The 20,757-nt window shown below is 61.3% G+C and carries 19 protein-coding genes; all 19 read left to right on the top strand.

Annotated features, from left to right (window positions below; all coding sequences use genetic code 11):
- Positions 1–321: 321 nt before the first annotated feature.
- The 19 genes from BFP93_RS22170 (at position 322) to nuoL (ending at position 20,734) form a co-directional block, all read left to right on the top strand.
- The gene (locus BFP93_RS22170) at positions 322–768 is read left to right on the top strand and encodes an NUDIX hydrolase (protein ID WP_065894941.1); all 447 of its coding nucleotides are present in this window, start codon (positions 322–324) and stop codon (positions 766–768) included.
- Between the two features lie 59 nt (positions 769–827).
- On the top strand, positions 828–1,952 hold the full coding sequence (gene mnmA, locus BFP93_RS22165; RefSeq protein ID WP_065894940.1) for a tRNA 2-thiouridine(34) synthase MnmA: 1,125 nt from the start codon (positions 828–830) through the stop codon (positions 1,950–1,952).
- Positions 1,949–2,572, top strand: a complete 624-nt coding sequence (gene hflD, locus BFP93_RS22160) for a high frequency lysogenization protein HflD (RefSeq protein WP_017137510.1) — start codon at positions 1,949–1,951, stop codon at positions 2,570–2,572. The genes mnmA and hflD overlap by 4 nt, the downstream gene beginning before the upstream one ends.
- Positions 2,573–2,697: 125 nt before the next feature.
- Complete coding sequence (gene purB / locus BFP93_RS22155; RefSeq protein ID WP_065894939.1) at positions 2,698–4,068, top strand: adenylosuccinate lyase; 1,371 nt, start codon at positions 2,698–2,700, stop codon at positions 4,066–4,068.
- Between the two features lie 84 nt (positions 4,069–4,152).
- Positions 4,153–5,319 carry a ribosomal protein uL16 3-hydroxylase gene (locus tag BFP93_RS22150; protein WP_065884956.1) on the top strand — a complete coding sequence of 389 codons (1,167 nt, stop codon included), beginning with the start codon at positions 4,153–4,155 and terminating at the stop codon, positions 5,317–5,319.
- Positions 5,312–5,734 carry a GNAT family N-acetyltransferase gene (locus BFP93_RS22145; protein WP_065884955.1) on the top strand — a complete coding sequence of 141 codons (423 nt, stop codon included), beginning with the start codon at positions 5,312–5,314 and terminating at the stop codon, positions 5,732–5,734. Before BFP93_RS22150 ends, BFP93_RS22145 begins: the two co-directional genes overlap by 8 nt.
- Positions 5,735–5,954: 220 nt before the next feature.
- A complete protein-coding gene (locus tag BFP93_RS22140) occupies positions 5,955–6,692 on the top strand; it encodes a secretin N-terminal domain-containing protein (RefSeq protein ID WP_065894938.1) in 738 nt (245 codons plus the stop codon).
- A 177-nt stretch (positions 6,693–6,869) separates the two neighbouring features.
- The gene (gene aceA, locus BFP93_RS22135) at positions 6,870–8,195 is read left to right on the top strand and encodes an isocitrate lyase (protein ID WP_025858968.1); all 1,326 of its coding nucleotides are present in this window, start codon (positions 6,870–6,872) and stop codon (positions 8,193–8,195) included.
- A 639-nt stretch (positions 8,196–8,834) separates the two neighbouring features.
- Positions 8,835–9,248, top strand: a complete 414-nt coding sequence (locus BFP93_RS22130) for an NADH-quinone oxidoreductase subunit A (RefSeq protein WP_003192109.1) — start codon at positions 8,835–8,837, stop codon at positions 9,246–9,248.
- Between the two features lie 10 nt (positions 9,249–9,258).
- Positions 9,259–9,933 carry a NuoB/complex I 20 kDa subunit family protein gene (locus BFP93_RS22125; RefSeq protein ID WP_003174719.1) on the top strand — a complete coding sequence of 225 codons (675 nt, stop codon included), beginning with the start codon at positions 9,259–9,261 and terminating at the stop codon, positions 9,931–9,933.
- Positions 9,934–10,005: 72 nt separating this feature from the next.
- Positions 10,006–11,790 carry an NADH-quinone oxidoreductase subunit C/D gene (gene nuoC / locus BFP93_RS22120; RefSeq protein WP_057721785.1) on the top strand — a complete coding sequence of 595 codons (1,785 nt, stop codon included), beginning with the start codon at positions 10,006–10,008 and terminating at the stop codon, positions 11,788–11,790.
- A 2-nt stretch (positions 11,791–11,792) separates the two neighbouring features.
- Entirely contained in the window at positions 11,793–12,290 is a 498-nt protein-coding gene (nuoE, locus tag BFP93_RS22115) for an NADH-quinone oxidoreductase subunit NuoE (RefSeq protein WP_003232080.1), read from the top strand.
- Positions 12,287–13,645, top strand: coding sequence for an NADH-quinone oxidoreductase subunit NuoF (gene nuoF / locus BFP93_RS22110; protein ID WP_057024316.1), 1,359 nt, complete (start codon positions 12,287–12,289; stop codon positions 13,643–13,645). The genes nuoE and nuoF overlap by 4 nt, the downstream gene beginning before the upstream one ends.
- A 136-nt stretch (positions 13,646–13,781) precedes the next feature.
- Positions 13,782–16,496, top strand: coding sequence for an NADH-quinone oxidoreductase subunit NuoG (gene nuoG / locus BFP93_RS22105; RefSeq protein WP_065894937.1), 2,715 nt, complete (start codon positions 13,782–13,784; stop codon positions 16,494–16,496).
- Positions 16,493–17,500 (top strand): NADH-quinone oxidoreductase subunit NuoH, encoded by a 1,008-nt coding sequence (gene nuoH, locus BFP93_RS22100; RefSeq protein ID WP_003192116.1) that lies wholly within the window; start codon positions 16,493–16,495, stop codon positions 17,498–17,500. The genes nuoG and nuoH overlap by 4 nt, the downstream gene beginning before the upstream one ends.
- 11 nt (positions 17,501–17,511) lie before the next feature.
- On the top strand, positions 17,512–18,060 hold the full coding sequence (gene nuoI / locus BFP93_RS22095; RefSeq protein WP_003174725.1) for an NADH-quinone oxidoreductase subunit NuoI: 549 nt from the start codon (positions 17,512–17,514) through the stop codon (positions 18,058–18,060).
- Positions 18,061–18,069: 9 nt separating this feature from the next.
- Positions 18,070–18,573 (top strand): NADH-quinone oxidoreductase subunit J, encoded by a 504-nt coding sequence (nuoJ, locus tag BFP93_RS22090; protein ID WP_065894936.1) that lies wholly within the window; start codon positions 18,070–18,072, stop codon positions 18,571–18,573.
- A 2-nt stretch (positions 18,574–18,575) separates the two neighbouring features.
- Entirely contained in the window at positions 18,576–18,884 is a 309-nt protein-coding gene (nuoK, locus tag BFP93_RS22085) for an NADH-quinone oxidoreductase subunit NuoK (RefSeq protein ID WP_003174727.1), read from the top strand.
- A complete protein-coding gene (nuoL, locus tag BFP93_RS22080) occupies positions 18,881–20,734 on the top strand; it encodes an NADH-quinone oxidoreductase subunit L (protein ID WP_065894935.1) in 1,854 nt (617 codons plus the stop codon). The genes nuoK and nuoL overlap by 4 nt, the downstream gene beginning before the upstream one ends.
- The last annotated feature ends 23 nt before the right edge of the window (positions 20,735–20,757 follow it).

Genomic DNA, 20,757 nt, shown 5'->3' with positions numbered 1-20,757 from the left:
CTAAGCGAGGTGCCGAGTGGTGGGGCAAGAGCGTTTTGCTTACTTTTGCGCTTTTCAAAAGTGAGCCGCTGTAAAAGCGGAACCATTAGCAGCCTTTAGCGCAGAAACGGATATGTACCCGGTCCAATCCAACATCCCGACCAGCCCAGAGGCCGCCATCGGGGGCAAGTCGATTCGTCGCACCGCCCCTCCCACATTTGGACCGGGATCGACACAACATCCTGGTCGACCCAGAGGCCATCATCAGGAGCAAGCTCCCACATTGCCTGCACAATCCTGACCCAAGAACGCACCGCCCCTCCCTGAATCTAGAGGCACCCCATGACCTGGCTCCCCCACATCACCGTCGCCACCCTCGTCGAAGACAACGGCCGCTTCCTGATGGTCGAAGAACTCAAGGGCGGCCGTGCCGTACTCAATCAGCCCGCCGGCCACCTGGACCCGAACGAAACCCTGACCGAAGCCGCCGTGCGTGAAACCCTCGAAGAAACCGGCTGGGACGTCGAAGCCACCGGCATCGTCGGCATCTACCTCTACACCGCCCCGAGCAACGGCGTGACCTATCAACGGGTCTGTTTCATCGCCAAGGCGCTGAAACACCACCCGGACTATCAACTCGACGAAGGCATCCTACGCGCCCGCTGGCTGACCCGGGACGAGCTGATGGGCCTGCGCGACGACTGGCGCAGCGAGCTGATCATCCGCTGTATCGATGATTATCTGGCCGGCCAGCGTCACAGCCTGGAATTGATCCGTCCTTCTCTTTAGCCTTGCGGGCCCAGGCCTGCTAGAATCGCGTCCTTTTTCAAGACACCCGTTGAAACCCTATGCGTGATCCAGCCCCTTCTGACACACAAAAGAAGCGCGTCATCGTCGGCATGTCCGGCGGCGTGGATTCTTCCGTTTCCGCCGTTCTGCTCATGGAGCAGGGTTATGAGGTGGAAGGCCTGTTCATGAAGAACTGGGAAGAAGACGATGGAACGGAATATTGCACCGCCATGGACGACCTGGCGGACGCCCAGGCCGTGTGCGACAAGATCGGTATCAAGCTGCACACCGCCAACTTCGCCGCCGAGTACTGGGACAACGTGTTCGAGCACTTCCTGGCCGAATACAAGGCCGGCCGTACGCCGAACCCGGACATCCTGTGCAACCGCGAGATCAAGTTCAAGGCATTCCTCGACTACGCCATGATGCTGGGCGCCGACCTGATCGCCACTGGCCACTACGTACGCCGCCGCGACATCGATGGCCGTACCGAACTGCTCAAGGGCCTGGACCCGAACAAGGACCAGAGCTACTTCCTGCACGCCGTCGGCGGTGAACAGATCGCCAAGACCCTGTTCCCGGTCGGTGAGCTGGAAAAGCCCGAAGTGCGCAGGATCGCCGAGAAACACGGCCTGGCCACCGCCAAGAAGAAAGACTCCACCGGCATCTGCTTTATCGGCGAGCGCCGCTTCAGCGACTTCCTCAAGCAATACCTGCCGGCACAACCGGGCGAAATCAAAACCACCGAGGGTGAAGTGATCGGCCGTCACCATGGCCTGATGTACCACACCATCGGCCAGCGCCAGGGCCTGGGCATTGGCGGTTTGAAAGACGCCGGTGAAGAGCCGTGGTACGTGCTGGTCAAGGACCTGGAAAACAACGTGCTGATCGTCGGCCAGGGCAACGAACACCCGCTGCTGTTCTCAGGCGCCCTGCTTGCTTCGGACATCTATTGGGTCAACCCGATTGACCTGAGCGCCCCGCGCCGGCTGACCGCCAAAGTACGCTATCGCCAGAGCGACCAGCCGTGCACCCTGGAAAAAACCGCCACGGGTTACCGCGCCACCTTCGATGACCCGCAACGCGCGGTCACTCCAGGCCAATCCGTGGTGTTCTATGACGGCGAAATCTGCCTGGGCGGCGGCGTCATCGAAGTCGCGCAAGCCTGGAGCAACCCGGCATGAGCCCGACCCAAGAGCAATTGACGGCCCTTGGCGGTGTATTTCTCGCTGCGGTACTGGTGGACAAGATCGCCAAGACCGGCCAGGTCACCGAGGCAGGCCTGACCTGCATGCTCGGCAGCCTGTTGATCCGCGACCCCAAGGACACCCTGGAAGTCTACGGCGGCGACGACCTGGCCTTGCGTGAAGGTTACCGGGCCTTGATCGGCGCCCTGGAACGCGACCCCAGCACCCTGCAGCGCGAACCCTTGCGCTACGCCCTGTCGATGCTCGGCCTCGAGCGCCAGTTGGCCAAGCGCGACGACCTGCTCGAAACCATCGGCAAACGCCTGCCGCAGATCCAATCCCAGGTTGAACATTTTGGCCCGGCCCACGAAAACGTGATCGCAGCCTGTGGCGCGCTGTATCAGGACACCTTGAGCACCTTGCGCCAGCGCATCCAGGTGCACGGCGACATGCGCAACCTGCAGCAACCAAACAACGCCTCGAAAATCCGCGCCCTGCTCCTGGCGGGGATTCGTTCGGCGCGGTTGTGGCGCCAGTTGGGCGGTCATCGTTGGCAGTTGGTGATCAGCCGACGCAAATTGCTCAAAGAGCTTTACCCGTTGATGCGCAACGAATAAGTCGCACCAGCAAACCTTTTTCACGCTGTTACGCGTAATACGCCGGTCAGTTGGCGACGGACCGGCGAATTTTTTCATGTATGATACGCGCCCCATTTCGTTGCCCGACTGTCCGAGAACACCCCATGCAGCTTTCTTCGCTCACTGCGGTTTCCCCTGTTGACGGCCGCTACGCCGGCAAAACCCAGGCCCTGCGCCCTATTTTCAGCGAATACGGTTTGATCCGTGCTCGTGTCCTGGTTGAAGTGCGCTGGCTCCAGCGCCTGGCCGCTCACCCCGCCATCAGCGAAGTGCCGGCGTTTTCCGCCGAGGCCAACGCTGCCTTGAATACCCTGGCGGAAAACTTCTCCCTGGAGCACGCCGAGCGTGTGAAAGAGATCGAGCGCACCACCAACCACGACGTCAAGGCCATCGAGTACCTGCTCAAAGAGCAAGCGGCCAAGCTGCCGGAACTGGCCCAGGTCAGCGAGTTCATCCACTTTGCCTGCACCAGCGAGGACATCAACAACCTGTCCCACGCCCTGATGCTGCGCGAAGGCCGTGATGACGTAATGCTGCCGCTGATGCGCCAGACCGCCGAAGCGATCCGCGAACTGGCGATTCGCTTCGCCGCCGTGCCGATGCTCTCGCGCACCCACGGCCAGCCGGCATCGCCGACCACCCTGGGCAAGGAACTGGCCAACGTGGTGTACCGCCTGGAGCGCCAGATCGCACAAGTCGCCGCCGTGCCGCTGCTGGGCAAGATCAACGGCGCCGTGGGCAACTACAACGCACACCTGTCGGCCTACCCCGAGATCGACTGGGAAGCCAACGCCCGCGCCTTCATCGAAGACGAGCTGGGCCTGGGCTTCAACCCCTACACCACGCAGATCGAACCCCACGACTACATCGCCGAGCTGTTCGACGCGATCGCACGCTTCAACACTATCCTGATCGACTTCGATCGCGATATCTGGGGCTACATCTCCCTGGGCTACTTCAAGCAGCGCACCATTGCCGGTGAAATCGGTTCGTCGACCATGCCGCACAAGGTCAACCCGATCGACTTCGAAAACTCCGAAGGCAACCTCGGCATCGCCAACGCCCTGTTCCAGCACCTGGCCAGCAAGTTGCCGATCTCGCGCTGGCAGCGCGACCTGACCGACTCCACCGTACTGCGCAACCTCGGCGTGGGCTTTGCCCACAGCGTGATCGCGTATGAAGCCAGCCTCAAGGGCATCAGCAAGCTGGAGCTCAACGAGCAGAAAATCGCCGCTGACCTGGATGCCTGCTGGGAAGTCCTGGCGGAGCCGATCCAGACCGTGATGCGCCGCTACAACATCGAAAACCCATACGAGAAGCTCAAAGAGTTGACGCGCGGCAAGGGCATCACCTCCGATGCGCTGCAAACTTTCATCGACGGCCTGGACATGCCAGCTGCCGCCAAGGCCGAGCTGAAACTGCTCACCCCGGCCAACTACATCGGTAACGCTGTAGAGCAAGCCAAGCGCATCTGATCATCGCCCGACCCTTTGAGACGCCCGGCCGCGCCGGGCGTTTTTATTCCTGTCTTAAAAGTGCTTTTTTTCAATAGGTTACACATGAATCCTGATATCCCTCTTCAACTACTGGGCGGCATCACGGCACGGGAATTCCTGCGCGACTACTGGCAGAAGAAACCGCTGCTGATCCGCCAGGCCATCCCCGACTTCGAAAGCCCGATCGACGCCGACGAACTGGCCGGCCTGGCCCTGGAAGAAGAAGTCGAGTCGCGCCTGGTGATCGAACACGGCGAACGTCCGTGGGAGCTGCGTCGCGGCCCGTTCGCCGAAGACGCCTTCAGCACCCTGCCCGAGCGTGAATGGACCCTGCTGGTACAGGCGGTGGATCAGTTCGTGCCGGAAGTCGCCGAGCTGCTCGAGCACTTTCGCTTCCTGCCAAGCTGGCGCATCGATGATGTGATGATCAGCTTCGCCGCGCCGGGTGGCAGTGTCGGCCCGCACTTCGATAACTACGATGTGTTCCTGCTGCAAGCCCAGGGCAAGCGCAACTGGAAAATCGGCCAGATGTGCAACTCTGAAAGCCCGCTGCTGCAGCACGCCGACCTGCGCATCCTCGCCGAATTCGAAGAAAGCGCCGAATGGGTCCTCGAACCGGGCGACATGCTGTACCTGCCGCCGCGCCTGGCGCATTTCGGCATTGCCGAAGACGACTGCATGACCTACTCGGTAGGCTTCCGTGCGCCGAGCGCCGCCGAGGTGCTGACCCACTTCACCGACTTCCTCAGCCAATACCTGACCGACGAAGAGCGCTACACCGATGCCGACGCCCAGCCGGTCAGCGACCCGCATCAGATTCAGAGCGATGCGCTGGATCGCCTCAAGAGCCTGCTGGCCGAGCACATGAGCGACGAGCGCATGCTGCTGACCTGGTTCGGCCAGTTCATGACCGAACCGCGCTACCCGGAGCTGGTGGCAGGCGAAGAGCTGGGCGAGGACGACTTCATCAGCAGCCTGCAAGACGGCGCGATCCTGGTGCGCAACCCGAGTGCGCGCCTGGCCTGGTCGGAAGTGGACGACGACGTGTTGCTGTTCGCCAGCGGCCAGAGCCGTTACCTGCCGGGCAAACTGCGCGAACTGTTGAAACTGGTGTGCTCGGCAGACGCCCTGCACAGCGAGAACCTCGGCGCCTGGCTGGCCGACGAAGACGGCCGCGACCTGCTGTGCGAACTGGTCAAGCAAGGCAGCCTGGGGTTTGCGGATGAATAGGATTCACGTAAGTGTCGCGGACTGGCGAAAGGATATCGACGAGATTCGGCGCATTCGTGAAGCGGTATTCATCGCCGAACAATCGGTTCCACCCGAGCTGGAATGGGACGCGGACGACGCCGGTGCGATGCACTTTCTGGCGTTCGAAGGTGATTTCCCGATTGGCACCGCTCGGCTGCTGCCCAGCGGCGAGATCGGCCGCGTGTCGGTACTCAAGGACTGGCGCGGGCTGAAGGTCGGCGACAAGTTGATGGAAGCGGTGATCGGCGTGGCCGAGAAGCGCGGCCAGAGCCGGCAATTCCTCAGTGCGCAGGTGTATGCGGCGCCGTTCTACGAGCGGCTGGGTTTCAAGATTGTCAGTGATGAGTTTCTTGAAGTCGGGATTCCGCATGTGGATATGGTGCGCGGGGACTGATCCGGGACCGCGTCGCGGCTATCGGGGGCAAGCCCCCTCCCACACTTGAAGATGTACTCGGTCAAAATGTGGGAGGGGGCTTGCCCCCGATAGCTATTTCAGCAACACCACAAAATGCCCTGCCTTGCCAGGGCATTTTGCCGTCTACGATTCAACTTGCGACCCGCCGGGCCGACAAACTGGCACTATCCAAGCCAAATGAATTGCAGAGATAACGGACATGTCCCTACGCACCCTGCTCACCGCCCTCCTCCTGGCTGCCAGCGCATCGGCCATGGCCGACACCGAAGTGGTCAACCTGAGCAACCGCACCAGCGCCGACCTGCTGCCCGTGGCGCAGAACTTTATCGGCAAGGACGGCACCGTGAGTGCCTATGGCAATCAGCTCATCGTCAACGCGGCGCCGGCAAAGATCGAAGGCCTGCGCACCCTGCTCGCTCAACTCGACACCCCGGCCAAGCGCCTGCTGATCACGGTCGACACCAATGAAAACAACCAGCAGACCAGCGGCGACAGCCAGACCCGTATCATCAGCTACGGCACCACCAGCCGCGACGGCGGCATCCAGCAGGTCCAGGCCAGCGAAGGCGTGCCGGCGCTGATCCAGGTCGGCCAAAGCGTACCGCTGACCACCACCCAGCAGGACAGCTACGGGCGCCTGCAGAACCAGACCCAGTATCGCAACGTCACCCAGGGTTTCTACGTGACCGCCAGCGTCACCGGCGAGACCGTTCACCTGGCCATCAGTACCAACCGTGACCGCATGAGCCAGGAACGTCCCGATGTAGTGAACGTACAAAGTACCGACACAACTGTCAGCGGCCGCCTGGGCGAATGGATTTCCCTGGCCGGCGTCAACCGTGAGACCCAGGCCGATAAATCCTCTACAACCCGCAGCTACGCTACTCAGGGCCGCGATGACGTGACGGTGCGGGTCAAGGTCGACACGCTGAACTGAAGCACCAAAAACTGACTGGCGAGTCGTATTAGACTAAATATGTAGTGCCTGAAAAAAAGCACTACAAAACATTTGACGCCCCCAAAAAGGCTGTGCATGATGGCCTCGCTCCCGCTAATCAAGGGCCCTGGGAAGGGCCTTCGAACCCTACAAGACGCGACGACGAGGTTTAACTACATGGCACTGACACGCGAACAGCAAATTGCAGCCCTTGAAAAAGACTGGGCTGAAAACCCACGCTGGAAAGGCGTGACCCGCGCTTATTCCGCTGCTGACGTCGTCCGCCTGCGTGGCTCGGTCCAACCTGAGCACACCTTTGCAAAACTCGGCGCCGAGAAGCTGTGGAACCTGGTCACCCAGGGGGCCAAGCCGTCCTTCCGTCCCGACAAAGATTTCGTCAACTGCATGGGCGCCCTCACTGGCGGCCAGGCAGTGCAGCAGGTAAAAGCCGGTATCCAGGCGATCTACCTGTCCGGCTGGCAAGTGGCCGCGGACAACAACTCCGCTGAATCCATGTACCCCGACCAATCGCTGTACCCGGTGGACTCCGTGCCGACCGTGGTCAAGCGCATCAACAACTCGTTCCGTCGTGCCGACCAGATCCAGTGGAAAGCCGGTAAAGGTCCGGGCGACGAAGGCTACATCGACTACTTCGCGCCTATCGTGGCCGACGCCGAAGCCGGTTTCGGCGGCGTACTCAACGCCTACGAGCTGATGAAGAGCATGATCGAGGCGGGCGCCGCCGGCGTGCACTTCGAAGACCAGCTGGCCTCGGTGAAAAAATGCGGCCACATGGGCGGCAAAGTGCTGGTTCCGACCCAGGAAGCCGTACAGAAATTGACCGCCGCCCGTTTGGCCGCTGACGTTGCCGGTACGCCAACCATCATCCTGGCGCGCACCGATGCCAACGCCGCTGACCTGCTGACTTCGGACTGCGACCCGTACGACCAGCCATTCGTCACCGGCGAACGCACCCAGGAAGGTTTCTATAAAGTGCGCGCCGGTCTCGACCAGGCAATCGCCCGTGGCCTGGCCTACGCGCCGTACGCCGACCTGATCTGGTGCGAAACCGCCAAGCCGGACCTGGACGAAGCGCGTCGCTTCGCCGAAGCGATCAAGAAGGAATACCCGGACCAACTGCTGTCCTACAACTGCTCGCCTTCCTTCAACTGGAAGAAGAACCTGGACGACGCGACCATCGCCAAGTTCCAGCGTGAACTGTCCGCCATGGGCTACAAGCACCAGTTCATCACCCTGGCCGGCATTCACAACATGTGGCACAGCATGTTCAACCTGGCGCACGACTACGCCCGCAACGACATGACCGCCTACGTGAAGCTGCAGGAGCAGGAATTCGCTGACGCCGCCAAAGGCTACACCTTCGTGGCGCACCAGCAGGAAGTGGGCACCGGCTACTTCGACGACATGACCACCGTGATCCAGGGCGGCACCTCGTCCGTGACCGCGCTGACCGGTTCGACCGAGGAAGAGCAGTTCCACTGAGTGACTGAGTACACGGCCACTGTGGCCCCAGGGAAGACCTAACCGCAGTGCCGCACAGCCATCACGCCCCGACTGGTTCGGGGCGTTTTTTTGCGCGTAAAAAATGCCGCTGGAACAACGCAGATCAAAATGTGGGAGGGGGCTTGCCCCCGATAGCGGTGGGCCAGCAACCGATGTGCTGACTGACACCCGGCAATCGGGGGCAAGCCCCCTCCCACAATGGATTTTGCGCAAAACATTGATCCAGAGCGGTGTCCGCCCGGATCAAATCAGTTAAAAGATGCGCACCCATAACTAAGCGACACTCAACCAAGTAACGGCAACTTACCCCGCTACACGAGAAACATTCGCTTAAACCCCACGCAAACAATATTCATTATCATTTGGAATGAGAAAACTTCGTTACCACTTAAACAAAACACATTTGATAAAAAGCCCGCTAATGCCCGCCCTGCAAGGGCTACAGCCCTATAAAGGTGCACTATGTGCTTATTCCGCCGAATAATTTCGCCACAGGAATTTTACTTGCCCGGTGTTTAGCCATAAAATCACCGCGATTGATTGCAGTGCGACATATCGTCACTGCATCGTGACTTTTTCGAGCTCAGAGACCTTTGCTCTCTGTTAAGGATTTCCAGCATGACCGACGCGACAGGACTCATGGCCCACAACTGGGGCTTTGCCATTTTCCTCCTCGGTGTTGTGGGGCTTTGCGCCTTCATGCTCGGCGTCTCCAGCCTCCTCGGGTCAAAAGCCTGGGGTCGCAGCAAAAACGAACCGTTCGAGTCCGGCATGCTACCTACAGGTGGCGCCCGCTTGCGGCTCTCAGCCAAATTCTATCTGGTCGCGATGCTCTTCGTGATCTTCGATATCGAAGCCCTCTTTCTCTTTGCCTGGTCTGTGTCCGTCCGCGAAAGCGGCTGGACCGGATTCGTCGAAGCTCTCGTTTTCATAGCAATTCTGTTGGCAGGTCTTGTCTACCTGTTCCGAGTGGGCGCCCTTGACTGGGCTCCGGAAGCTCGTCGCAAGCGGCAAGCGAAGCTGAAACAATGAGGCTTTGGCGATGCAATACAATCTCACCAGGATCGACCCGGATGCTCCTAACGAGCAGTACCCCATCGGCGAACGGGAAACCGTTTCCGACCCGTTAGAAGACCAAGTCCACAAAAACATCTACATGGGCAAGCTGGAAGACGTGCTGAGTGGCGCGGTCAACTGGGGGCGTAAGAACTCCCTGTGGCCGTACAACTTCGGCCTTTCGTGCTGCTACGTGGAAATGACCACCGCCTTCACGGCGCCCCACGACATCGCGCGCTTTGGCGCCGAGGTTATCCGGGCATCGCCGCGCCAGGCGGATTTCATGGTTATCGCCGGTACCTGCTTTATCAAGATGGCGCCGATCATCCAGCGTCTCTATGAGCAAATGCTCGAACCGAAATGGGTGATCTCCATGGGTTCTTGCGCCAACTCCGGTGGCATGTACGACATCTACTCCGTCGTTCAAGGGGTGGACAAGTTCCTGCCCGTGGACGTCTACGTGCCTGGCTGCCCGCCCCGTCCCGAAGCATTCCTGCAAGGCTTGATGCTGTTGCAGGAATCGATTGGCAAGGAGCGTCGCCCGCTGTCCTGGGTCGTCGGCGATCAAGGCGTGTACCGCGCCGAGATGCCGTCCCAAAAGGAACAGCGCCGCGAACAGCGAATCGCAGTCACCAACCTGCGCAGCCCCGACGAAGTCTGATCCAGCCCGCTTCTTTTTATAGAACGAAAACCTGGCTTCATTCTTTACGTTGACCGAAAGCGATAAAAAACCATGACTACAGGCAGTGCTCTGTATATCCCGCCTTACAAGGCAGACGACCAGGATGTGGTTGTCGAACTCAATAACCGTTTTGGCCCTGACGCCTTCACCGCCCAGGCCACACGCACCGGTATGCCGGTGCTGTGGGTGGCGCGTGCCAGGCTCGTCGAAGTCCTGAGCTTCCTGCGCAACCTGCCCAAGCCGTACGTCATGCTCTATGACCTGCATGGCGTGGACGAGCGTCTGCGCACCAAGCGCCAGGGCTTGCCGAGCGGCGCCGATTTCACCGTGTTCTACCACTTGATGTCGCTGGAACGTAACAGTGACGTGATGATCAAGGTCGCGCTGAGCGAGAGCGACCTGAGCGTCCCGACCGTGACCGGTATCTGGCCGAACGCCAGCTGGTACGAGCGTGAAGTGTGGGACATGTTCGGTATCGATTTCCCGGGCCACCCGCACCTGACGCGCATCATGATGCCGCCGACCTGGGAAGGTCACCCTCTGCGCAAGGACTACCCTGCCCGCGCCACCGAGTTCGACCCGTTCAGCCTGACCCTCGCCAAGCAGCAGCTTGAAGAAGAGGCCGCGCGCTTCCGTCCGGAAGACTGGGGCATGAAGCGTTCCGGCACCAACGAGGACTACATGTTCCTCAACCTGGGCCCGAACCACCCTTCGGCCCACGGCGCCTTCCGGATCATCCTGCAACTGGACGGCGAGGAAATCGTCGACTGCGTCCCGGACATCGGCTACCACCACCGTGGCGCCGAAAAGATGGCCGAGCGTCAATCCTGGCACAGCTTCATCCCCTACACCGACCGTATCGACTACCTCGGCGGCGTGATGAACAACCTGCCGTACGTGCTCTCGGTCGAGAAGCTGGCCGGTATCAAAGTGCCGGACCGCGTCGACACCATCCGCATCATGATGGCCGAGTTCTTCCGCATCACCAGCCACCTGCTGTTCCTGGGTACCTACATCCAGGACGTCGGCGCCATGACCCCGGTGTTCTTTACCTTCACCGACCGCCAGCGCGCCTACAAGGTCATCGAAGCCGTCACCGGTTTCCGCCTGCACCCGGCCTGGTACCGCATCGGCGGTGTGGCCCACGACCTGCCGAACGGCTGGGAGCGCCTGGTCAAGGAATTCATCGACTGGATGCCCAAGCGTCTGGACGAGTACCAGAAGGCCGCCCTGGATAACAGCATCCTCAAGGGCCGTACCATCGGCGTCGCGCAATACAACACCAAAGAGGCCCTGGAATGGGGCGTCACCGGTGCCGGCCTGCGTTCCACCGGTTGCGACTTCGACCTGCGCAAGGCGCGCCCGTACTCCGGCTACCAGAACTTCGAGTTCGAAGTACCGCTGGCGGCCAATGGCGACGCCTACGACCGTTGCATCGTGCGCGTCGAAGAAATGCGCCAGAGCCTGAAGATCATCGAGCAATGCATGCGCAACATGCCGGCAGGCCCGTACAAGGCGGATCACCCGCTGACCACGCCGCCGCCCAAAGAGCGCACGCTGCAGCACATCGAAACCCTGATCACGCACTTCCTGCAAGTCTCGTGGGGCCCGGTGATGCCGGCCAACGAGTCCTTCCAGATGATTGAAGCGACCAAGGGTATCAACAGTTATTACCTGACGAGCGATGGCGGCACCATGAGCTACCGCACCCGGATTCGTACCCCAAGCTTCCCGCACTTGCAGCAGATCCCTTCGGTGATCAAAGGCGAGATGGTCGCGGACTTGATTGCGTACCTGGGTAGTATCGATTTCGTTATGGCCGACGTGGACCGCTAAGCATGAACAGCACGCTTATCCAGACAGACCGTTTCACCCTGAGTGAAACCGAGCGCTCGGCCATCGAGCACGAGCTGCATCACTACGAAGACCCGCGCGCGGCGTCGATCGAAGCCTTGAAGATCGTCCAGAAGGAACGTGGCTGGGTGCCGGACGGCGCACTCTACGCCATCGGCGAGATCCTCGGCATTCCCGCCAGCGACGTTGAAGGCGTGGCCACGTTCTACAGCCAGATCTTCCGCCAGCCGGTGGGCCGCCACATCATTCGCGTGTGCGACAGCATGGTTTGCTACATCGGTGGCCACGAGTCCGTGGTCAGCGAGATCCAGGCCAAACTGGGCATCGGCCTCGGCCAGACCACCGCCGACGGCCGCTTCACGCTGCTGCCGGTGTGCTGCCTGGGCAACTGCGACAAGGCGCCGGCGTTGATGATCGACGACGACACATTCGGTGACGTACAGCCTGCTGGCGTGACCCAATTGCTCGAGGGCTACCCATGACCCTGACTTCCTTCGGCCCGGCCAACCTGATCAAGCGTTCGGCCGAGACCCACCCGCTGACCTGGCGCCTGCGTGATGACGGTGAGCCGGTATGGCTTGACGAATACCAGGCCAAGAACGGCTACGCCGCCGCGCGCAAGGCCTTCGCCGACATGGCCCAGGACGATATCGTCCAGACAGTGAAAGACGCCGGCCTTAAAGGCCGCGGCGGTGCAGGCTTCCCCACGGGTGTTAAGTGGGGCCTGATGCCCAAGGACGAATCCATCAACATCCGCTACCTGTTGTGCAACGCGGATGAAATGGAGCCCAACACCTGGAAAGACCGCATGTTGATGGAGCAACTGCCCCATCTGCTGATCGAAGGCATGCTGATCAGCGCCCGCGCGCTGAAAACCTATCGGGGTTATATCTTCCTGCGCGGCGAGTACACCACCGCCGCCAAGCACCTCAACCGTGCCGTGGCCGAAGCCAAGGCGGCGGGCCTGCTGGGCAAGAACATCCTGGGCTCGGGTTTCGACTTTGAGCTGTTCGTGCACACCGGCGCCGGGCGTTATATCTGCGGTGAAGAAACCGCACTGATCAACTCCCTCGAAGGCCGCCGCGCCAACCCGCGTTCCAAGCCGCCCTTCCCTGCCGCCGTGGGCGTGTGGGGCAAGCCGACCTGCGTGAACAACGTCGAGACCCTGTGCAACGTGCCGGCGATCATCGCCGACGGCGTGGACTGGTACAAATCGTTGGCCCGTGAAGGCAGTGAAGACATGGGCACCAAGCTCATGGGCTTCTCCGGCAAGGTCAAGAACCCGGGCCTGTGGGAACTGCCATTCGGCGTGACCGCGCGCGAGCTGTTCGAGGACTACGCCGGCGGCATGCGCGACGGCTACACCTTGAAAGCCTGGCAGCCAGGCGGCGCCGGCACCGGTTTCCTGCTGCCCGAGCACCTCGACGCACAGATGTATGCCGGCGGCATCGGCAAGGTGGGCACCCGGATGGGCACCGGCCTGGCGATGGCGGTGGACAACACGGTGAACATGGTCTCGCTGCTGCGCAACATGGAGCAGTTCTTTGCCCGTGAATCCTGCGGCTTCTGCACCCCTTGCCGCGACGGTCTGCCGTGGAGCGTCAAGCTGCTGATGGCCCTGGAAAACGGCGAAGGCCGCGAGGGTGATATCGAAACCCTGCTCGGGCTGGTCGGTTTCCTCGGCCCAGGCAAGACCTTCTGTGCTCACGCACCGGGCGCAGTGGAGCCATTGGGCAGCGCAATCAAATACTTCCGCCCTGAATTCGAGGCCGGCATCGCGCCAACCCGCGCGGGTGAACTCACTCAGGTGGTATCACCGACCATGGTCGGTGCGTAGAGCTTAAAGAAGCGAAGGGTCCGTGCCCTTCGCTTTTCTCATGTGCGGACGCCTTGATGGCTGTGTTGATGCACATGAATAACAAGATTCCATTAGCCACGCCCGCTGACAACGGGCCAACGAAGAACTTTGAACCATGGCCACTATCCACGTAGACGGCAAAGCGCTCGAAGTCGATGGGGCGGACAACCTGTTACAGGCATGTCTGTCACTCGGCCTCGACATCCCGTATTTCTGCTGGCACCCCGCGCTTGGTAGCGTCGGTGCCTGTCGCCAGTGTGCGGTCAAGCAATACACCGACGAGAACGACACCCGTGGTCGTATCGTCATGTCCTGCATGACCCCAGCCACCGACAACACCTGGATCTCCATCGACGATGAAGAATCCAAGGCGTTCCGCGCCAGCGTGGTCGAATGGCTGATGACCAACCACCCCCACGACTGCCCGGTCTGTGAGGAAGGCGGTCATTGCCACCTGCAAGACATGACGGTGATGACCGGCCACAACGAGCGCCGTTATCGCTTCACCAAGCGCACCCACCAGAACCAGGACCTCGGCCCGTTCATTTCCCACGAAATGAACCGCTGCATCGCCTGCTATCGCTGCGTGCGCTTCTATAAAGACTACGCCGGCGGCACTGACCTCGGCGTATTCGGCGCCCACGACAACGTGTACTTCGGTCGCGTTGAAGACGGCGTGCTTGAAAGCGAGTTCTCCGGCAACCTCACCGAGGTCTGCCCGACCGGTGTGTTCACCGACAAGACTCACTCCGAGCGCTACAACCGCAAGTGGGACATGCAGTTCGCCCCGAGCATCTGCCATGGCTGCTCCAGCGGTTGCAACATCTCCCCGGGCGAGCGCTACGGCGAACTGCGTCGTATCGAAAACCGCTTCAACGGTTCGGTCAACCAGTACTTTCTATGCGACCGTGGCCGTTTCGGCTATGGCTACGTCAACCGCGAAGATCGCCCACGCCAGCCGCTGCTGGCCGATGGCGCCAAGCTAAGCCTGGACGCGGCGCTGGATAAAGCCGCCGACCTGTTGCGCGGGCGTAATATTGTCGGTATCGGTTCGCCCCGCGCCAGCCTCGAAAGCAACTTCGCGTTGCGCGAGCTGGTCGGTGCCGAGCACTTCTACAGCGGTATCGAAGCCGGTGAACTGGAGCGCATCCGCCTGGTCCTGCAAGTGCTGAACGACAGCCCGCTGCCGGTACCGAACATGCGCGACATCGAAGACCACGACGCCATTTTCGTGCTCGGTGAAGACCTGACCCAGACCGCCGCACGTATCGCGTTGTCGCTGCGCCAATCGGTCAAAGGCAAGGCCGAGGAAATGGCCGACGCCATGCGCGTACAGCCGTGGCTTGACGCTGCGGTGAAAAACATCGGCCAGCACGCACTCAATCCTCTGTTTATCGCGTCCCTGGCTGAAACCAAGCTCGACGATATCGCCGAAGAATGCGTCCACGCAGCACCGGACGACCTGGCCCGCCTCGGTTTCGCCGTGGCCCATGCCCTCGACGCCAGCGCGCCGGCCGTTGAAGGCCTGGACGCTGAAGCTGTCGAGTTGGCGCAGCGTATTGCCGACGCCCTGCTGGCAGCCAAGCGCCCCTTGATCATTGCCGGTACCTCGTTGGGTTCCAAGGCGCTGATCGAAGCCGCCGCCAACATCGCCAAGGCCCTGAAACTGCGCGACAAGAACGGCTCCATAAGTTTGGTCGTGCCGGAAGCCAACAGCCTCGGCCTGGCCATGCTCGGCGGCGAGTCCGTGGATGCCGCGCTGCAAGCGGTGATCGACGGCAATGCCGACGCCATCGTCGTGCTGGAAAACGACCTGTACACCCGCACCGCTGCGGCCAAGGTTGACGCTGCGCTCAACGCCGCCCAGGTGCTGATCGTCGCCGACCACCAGAAGACCGCCACCAGCGAGCGTGCCCACCTGGTATTGCCGGCGGCGACCTTCGCCGAAGGCGACGGCACCCTGGTCAGCCAGGAAGGCCGCGCCCAGCGTTTCTTCCAGGTGTTCGATCCGAAGTACATGGACGCCAGCATCCTGGTCCATGAAGGCTGGCGCTGGCTGCATGCCCTGCGCGCGACCCTGCTGAACCAGCCGATCGACTGGACCCAACTCGACCACGTCACCGCCGCGACCGCTGCAAGCACACCGCAACTTGCGCGGATTGTCGATGCCGCACCGTCCGCTTCGTTCCGCATCAAGGGCCTGAAACTGGCGCGTGAACCGCTGCGCTACTCCGGGCGCACCGCCATGCGCGCCGACATCAGCGTGCATGAGCCGCGTACACCGCAAGACATCGACACCGCGTTCGCCTTCTCCATGGAAGGTTACTCGGGTTCGGCCGAACCGCGTCAGCAGGTGCCGTTTGCCTGGTCGCCGGGCTGGAACTCGCCGCAGGCCTGGAACAAGTTCCAGGACGAAGTCGGTGGTCACATCCGCGCGGGCGACCCGGGCACCCGCCTGATCGAAAGCAGCGGCGATGCGCTGAACTGGTTCGCGGCGGTACCGCGTCCGTTCAACCCGGCGCCGGGCACCTGGCAGGTCGTGCCGTTCTTCCACCTGTTCGGCAGCGAAGAGACCTCTTCCAAGGCCGCGCCGGTTCAAGAACGTATCCCCGCAGCCTACGTGTCGCTGGCCAAGTCCGAAGCCGACCGCCTGGGCGTCAACGACGGTGCCCTGCTCAGCCTGAGCGTGGCCGGCCAGACCCTGCGTCTGCCGCTGCGCATCAACGACGAGCTGGGCGCCGGCCTGGTTGCACTGCCAAAAGGCCTCGCCGGGATTCCTCCAGCGATCTTTGGCCACACCGTTGACGGTCTGCAGGAGGCAGCGCAATGACTTGGTTCACTCCTGAAGTGATCGACGTGATCATCTCGGTGGTCAAGGCCATCGTGATCCTGTTGGCCGTGGTCGTCGCGGGCGCCCTGCTCAGCTTCGTCGAACGTCGCCTGCTGGGCTGGTGGCAGGACCGTTACGGTCCGAACCGCGTCGGCCCGTTCGGCATGTTCCAGATCGCCGCCGACATGCTGAAAATGTTCTTCAAGGAAGACTGGACCCCGCCGTTCGCCGACAAGGTGATCTTCACCCTGGCGCCGGTCGTGGCCATGAGCGCCTTGCTGATCGCTTTCGCGATCATCCCGATCACCCCGACCTGGGGCGTGGCGGACCTGAACATTGGCCTGCTGTTCTTCTTCGCCATGGCCGGTTTGTCGGTGTATGCGGTGCTGTTCGCCGGCTGGGCAAGTAACAACAAGTTCGCCCTGCTCGGCAGCCTGCGTGCCTCGGCGCAAACCGTCTCCTATGAAGTGTTCATGGGGTTGGCACTGATGGGCATCGTGGTGCAGGTTGGCTCGTTCAACATGCGCGACATCGTCGAGTACCAGGCGCAGAACCTGTGGTTCATCATTCCGCAGTTCTTTGGCTTCTGTACCTTCTTCATCGCGGGCGTGGCCGTGACTCACCGTCACCCCTTCGACCAGCCGGAAGCGGAACAGGAACTGGCCGACGGTTACCACATTGAATATGCCGGCATGAAATGGGGCATGTTCTTCGTCGGTGAGTACATCGGCATCATCTTGATCTCGGCCCTGCTGGTCACGCTGTTCTTCGGCGGCTGGCACGGCCCGTTCGGCATCCTGCCGCAGTTGGCCTTCTTCTGGTTCTTCCTGAAGACCGCGTTCTTCATCATGCTGTTCATCCTGCTGCGCGCCTCGATTCCGCGCCCGCGCTATGACCAGGTGATGGATTTCAGCTGGAGATTCTGCCTGCCGCTGACCCTGATCAATTTGCTGGTGACGGCTGCCGTCGTGTTGTTGAACACGCCGGCTGCCGCGGTTCAGTGAGGATTTGACCCATGTTCAAATATATTGGCGACATCGTTAAGGGTACCGGTACCCAGTTGCGAAGCCTGGTGATGGTGTTCGGTCACGGCTTTCGCAAACGCGACACCCTGCAATACCCGGAAGAGGCGGTGTACCTGCCGCCGCGCTATCGCGGCCGCATCGTTCTGACCCGCGACCCCGATGGCGAAGAGCGTTGCGTAGCCTGCAACCTGTGCGCCGTGGCGTGCCCGGTAGGTTGCATCTCCCTGCAGAAAGCTGAAACCGAAGACGGTCGCTGGTACCCGGACTTCTTCCGCATCAACTTCTCGCGCTGCATTTTCTGCGGCCTGTGCGAGGAAGCTTGCCCGACCACCGCGATCCAGCTCACACCGGATTTCGAGATGGCCGAGTTCAAACGTCAGGACCTGGTGTACGAGAAAGAAGATCTGCTGATCTCTGGTCCCGGTAAAAACCCTGATTACAACTTCTATCGTGTTGCAGGTATGGCCGTTGCCGGTAAGCCAAAAGGCGCCGCACAAAACGAAGCCGAGCCGATCAACGTGAAGAGCTTGCTGCCTTAAGGAAGAAAGATGGAATTCGCTTTCTATTTCGCATCGGGTATTGCAGTGGTGTCCACGCTTCGCGTGATCACCAACACCAACCCCGTGCACGCCCTGCTCTACCTGATCATTTCGCTGATCGCCGTGGCCATGACCTTCTTTGCCCTCGGCGCACCGTTCGCTGGTGTACTGGAAGTGATCGCCTATGCCGGCGCCATCATGGTGCTGTTCGTGTTTGTGGTGATGATGCTCAACCTGGGGCCGGCTTCGGTCGCCCAGGAACGCGTCTGGCTCAAGCCCGGCATCTGGCTCGGCCCGGTGATCCTGGCAGCCCTGCTGCTGGGTGAACTGCTGTATGTGCTGTTCGCTCACCAGAGCGGCCAGGCCATTGGCCACACCACCGTGGACGCGAAAGCCGTGGGCGTCAGCCTGTTCGGCCCGTACCTGCTGGTGGTCGAACTGGCTTCGATGCTGCTGCTTGCCGCAGCCATCACGGCCTTCCACTTGGGCCGCAACGAAGCCAAGGAGCAATGACGATGCCTGCTATCCCTTTGGAGCATGGTCTGGCGGTCGCCGGCATCCTGTTCTGCCTTGGCCTGGTCGGCCTGATGGTTCGCCGTAACATTCTGTTCGTGTTGATGAGCCTGGAAATCATGATGAACGCTGCGGCACTGGCGTTCATCGTGGCAGGCGCACGTTGGGGCCAGCCGGATGGGCAAGTCATGTTCATCCTGGTGATCAGCCTGGCAGCCGCCGAGGCCAGCATTGGCCTGGCGATCCTGCTGCAACTGTATCGTCGCTTCCACACGCTTGATATCGACGCTGCCAGTGAGATGCGCGGATGAACATGATCTTTCTGACTTTCGTATTTCCCCTGATCGGTTTCCTGCTGCTGTCGTTCTCTCGCGGACGCTGGTCGGAGAACCTCTCGGCCCTGATCGGCGTAGGCTCGATTGGCTTGTCGGCCATCGTTGCCGCCTACGTCATCTGGCAATTCAACGTAGCGCCGCCGGAAGGCGGTCACTACACCCTGGTGCTGTGGCAGTGGATGTCGGTGGAGGGCTTCAAGCCCAACTTCGCCCTCTATGTCGACGGCCTGTCGATCACCATGCTCGGCGTGGTGGTGGGCGTGGGTTTCCTGATCCACCTGTTCGCGTCCTGGTACATGCGCGGTGAAGCGGGCTACTCGCGCTTCTTCTCGTACACCAACCTGTTTATCGCCAGCATGCTGTTCCTGGTGCTGGGCGATAACCTGTTGTTCCTGTACTTCGGCTGGGAAGGCGTGGGCCTGTGCTCGTACCTGTTGATCGGTTTCTACTACAGCAACCGCAATAACGGTAACGCCGCACTCAAGGCGTTTATCGTCACGCGGATCGGCGACGTGTTCATGGCCATCGGCCTGTTCATCCTGTTCCAACAGGTGGGCACGCTGAACATCCAGGAACTGCTGGTGCTGGCACCGCAGAAATTCCAGGTCGGCGATTTCTGGATCACCCTGGCGACCCTGATGCTGCTGGGCGGCGCCGTGGGTAAATCCGCGCAACTGCCACTGCAGACCTGGCTGGCGGATGCGATGGCCGGTCCTACCCCGGTGTCGGCACTGATCCACGCCGCGACCATGGTCACCGCCGGTGTCTACCTGATTGCCCGTACACACGGCCTGTTCACCCTGGCGCCGGACATCCTGCACCTGGTCGGCATCGTCGGCGGCGTGACCCTGGTACTGGCCGGCTTTGCCGCGCTGGTCCAAACCGACATCAAGCGTATCCTCGCCTACTCGACCATGAGCCAGATCGGCTATATGTTCCTGGCCCTGGGCGTCGGCGCCTGGGACGCGGCGATCTTCCACCTGATGACCCACGCCTTCTTCAAGGCCCTGCTGTTCCTTGCTTCCGGTGCGGTGATCGTTGCCTGCCACCACGAGCAGAACATCTTCAAGATGGGTGGCCTGTGGAAGAAACTGCCACTGGCCTACGCCAGCTTCATCGTCGGTGGTGCCGCCCTGGCCGCCCTGCCGCTGGTGACCGCAGGCTTCTACTCCAAGGACGAAATCCTCTGGGAAGCGTTTGCCAGCGGTAACCATAACCTGCTGTACGCAGGCCTGGTGGGTGCGTTCATGACCTCGCTGTACACCTTCCGCCTGATCTTCATCACCTTCCACGGTGAAGCCAAGACCGAAGCCCATGCAGGCCACGGCATCTCGCACTGGTTGCCGCTGTCGGTGCTGATCATCCTGTCGACGTTCATCGGCGCGCTGATCACCCCGCCATTGGCCGGTGTACTGCCGCAAAGCGTCGGCCATGCCGGCGGCGCCGACAAGCACAGCCTGGAAATCGCCTCGGGCGCCATCGCAATTGCCGGTATCCTGCTGGCGGCCCTGCTGTTCCTCGGCAAGCGTCGCCTGGTAACCGCCGTGGCCAACAGTGGCATTGGCCGTTTCCTCTCGGCCTGGTGGTTCGCCGCCTGGGGCTTCGACTGGATCTACGACAAACTGTTCGTCAAACCTTACCTTGCGATCAGCCACGTGCTGCGCAAAGACCCGCTCGACCAGACCATCGGTCTGATCCCGCGCGCCGCCAAGGCCGGTCACACCGCCCTGAGCCGCAGCGAGACCGGCCAATTGCGTTGGTACGCAGCGTCCATGGCGGCCGGTGCCGTGCTGGTGATCGGCGCCATCGTGGTGGTGGCGGTATGACTATGAACTTTGCGAACTTTGCA

The sequence above is a fragment of the Pseudomonas sp. 44 R 15 genome (assembly GCF_900004965.1).
GTDB lineage: Bacteria > Pseudomonadota > Gammaproteobacteria > Pseudomonadales > Pseudomonadaceae > Aquipseudomonas > Aquipseudomonas orientalis_A.
Note: the sequence above shows the minus strand (reverse complement) of the source record. Positions and strands in the feature narration are given on the sequence as shown.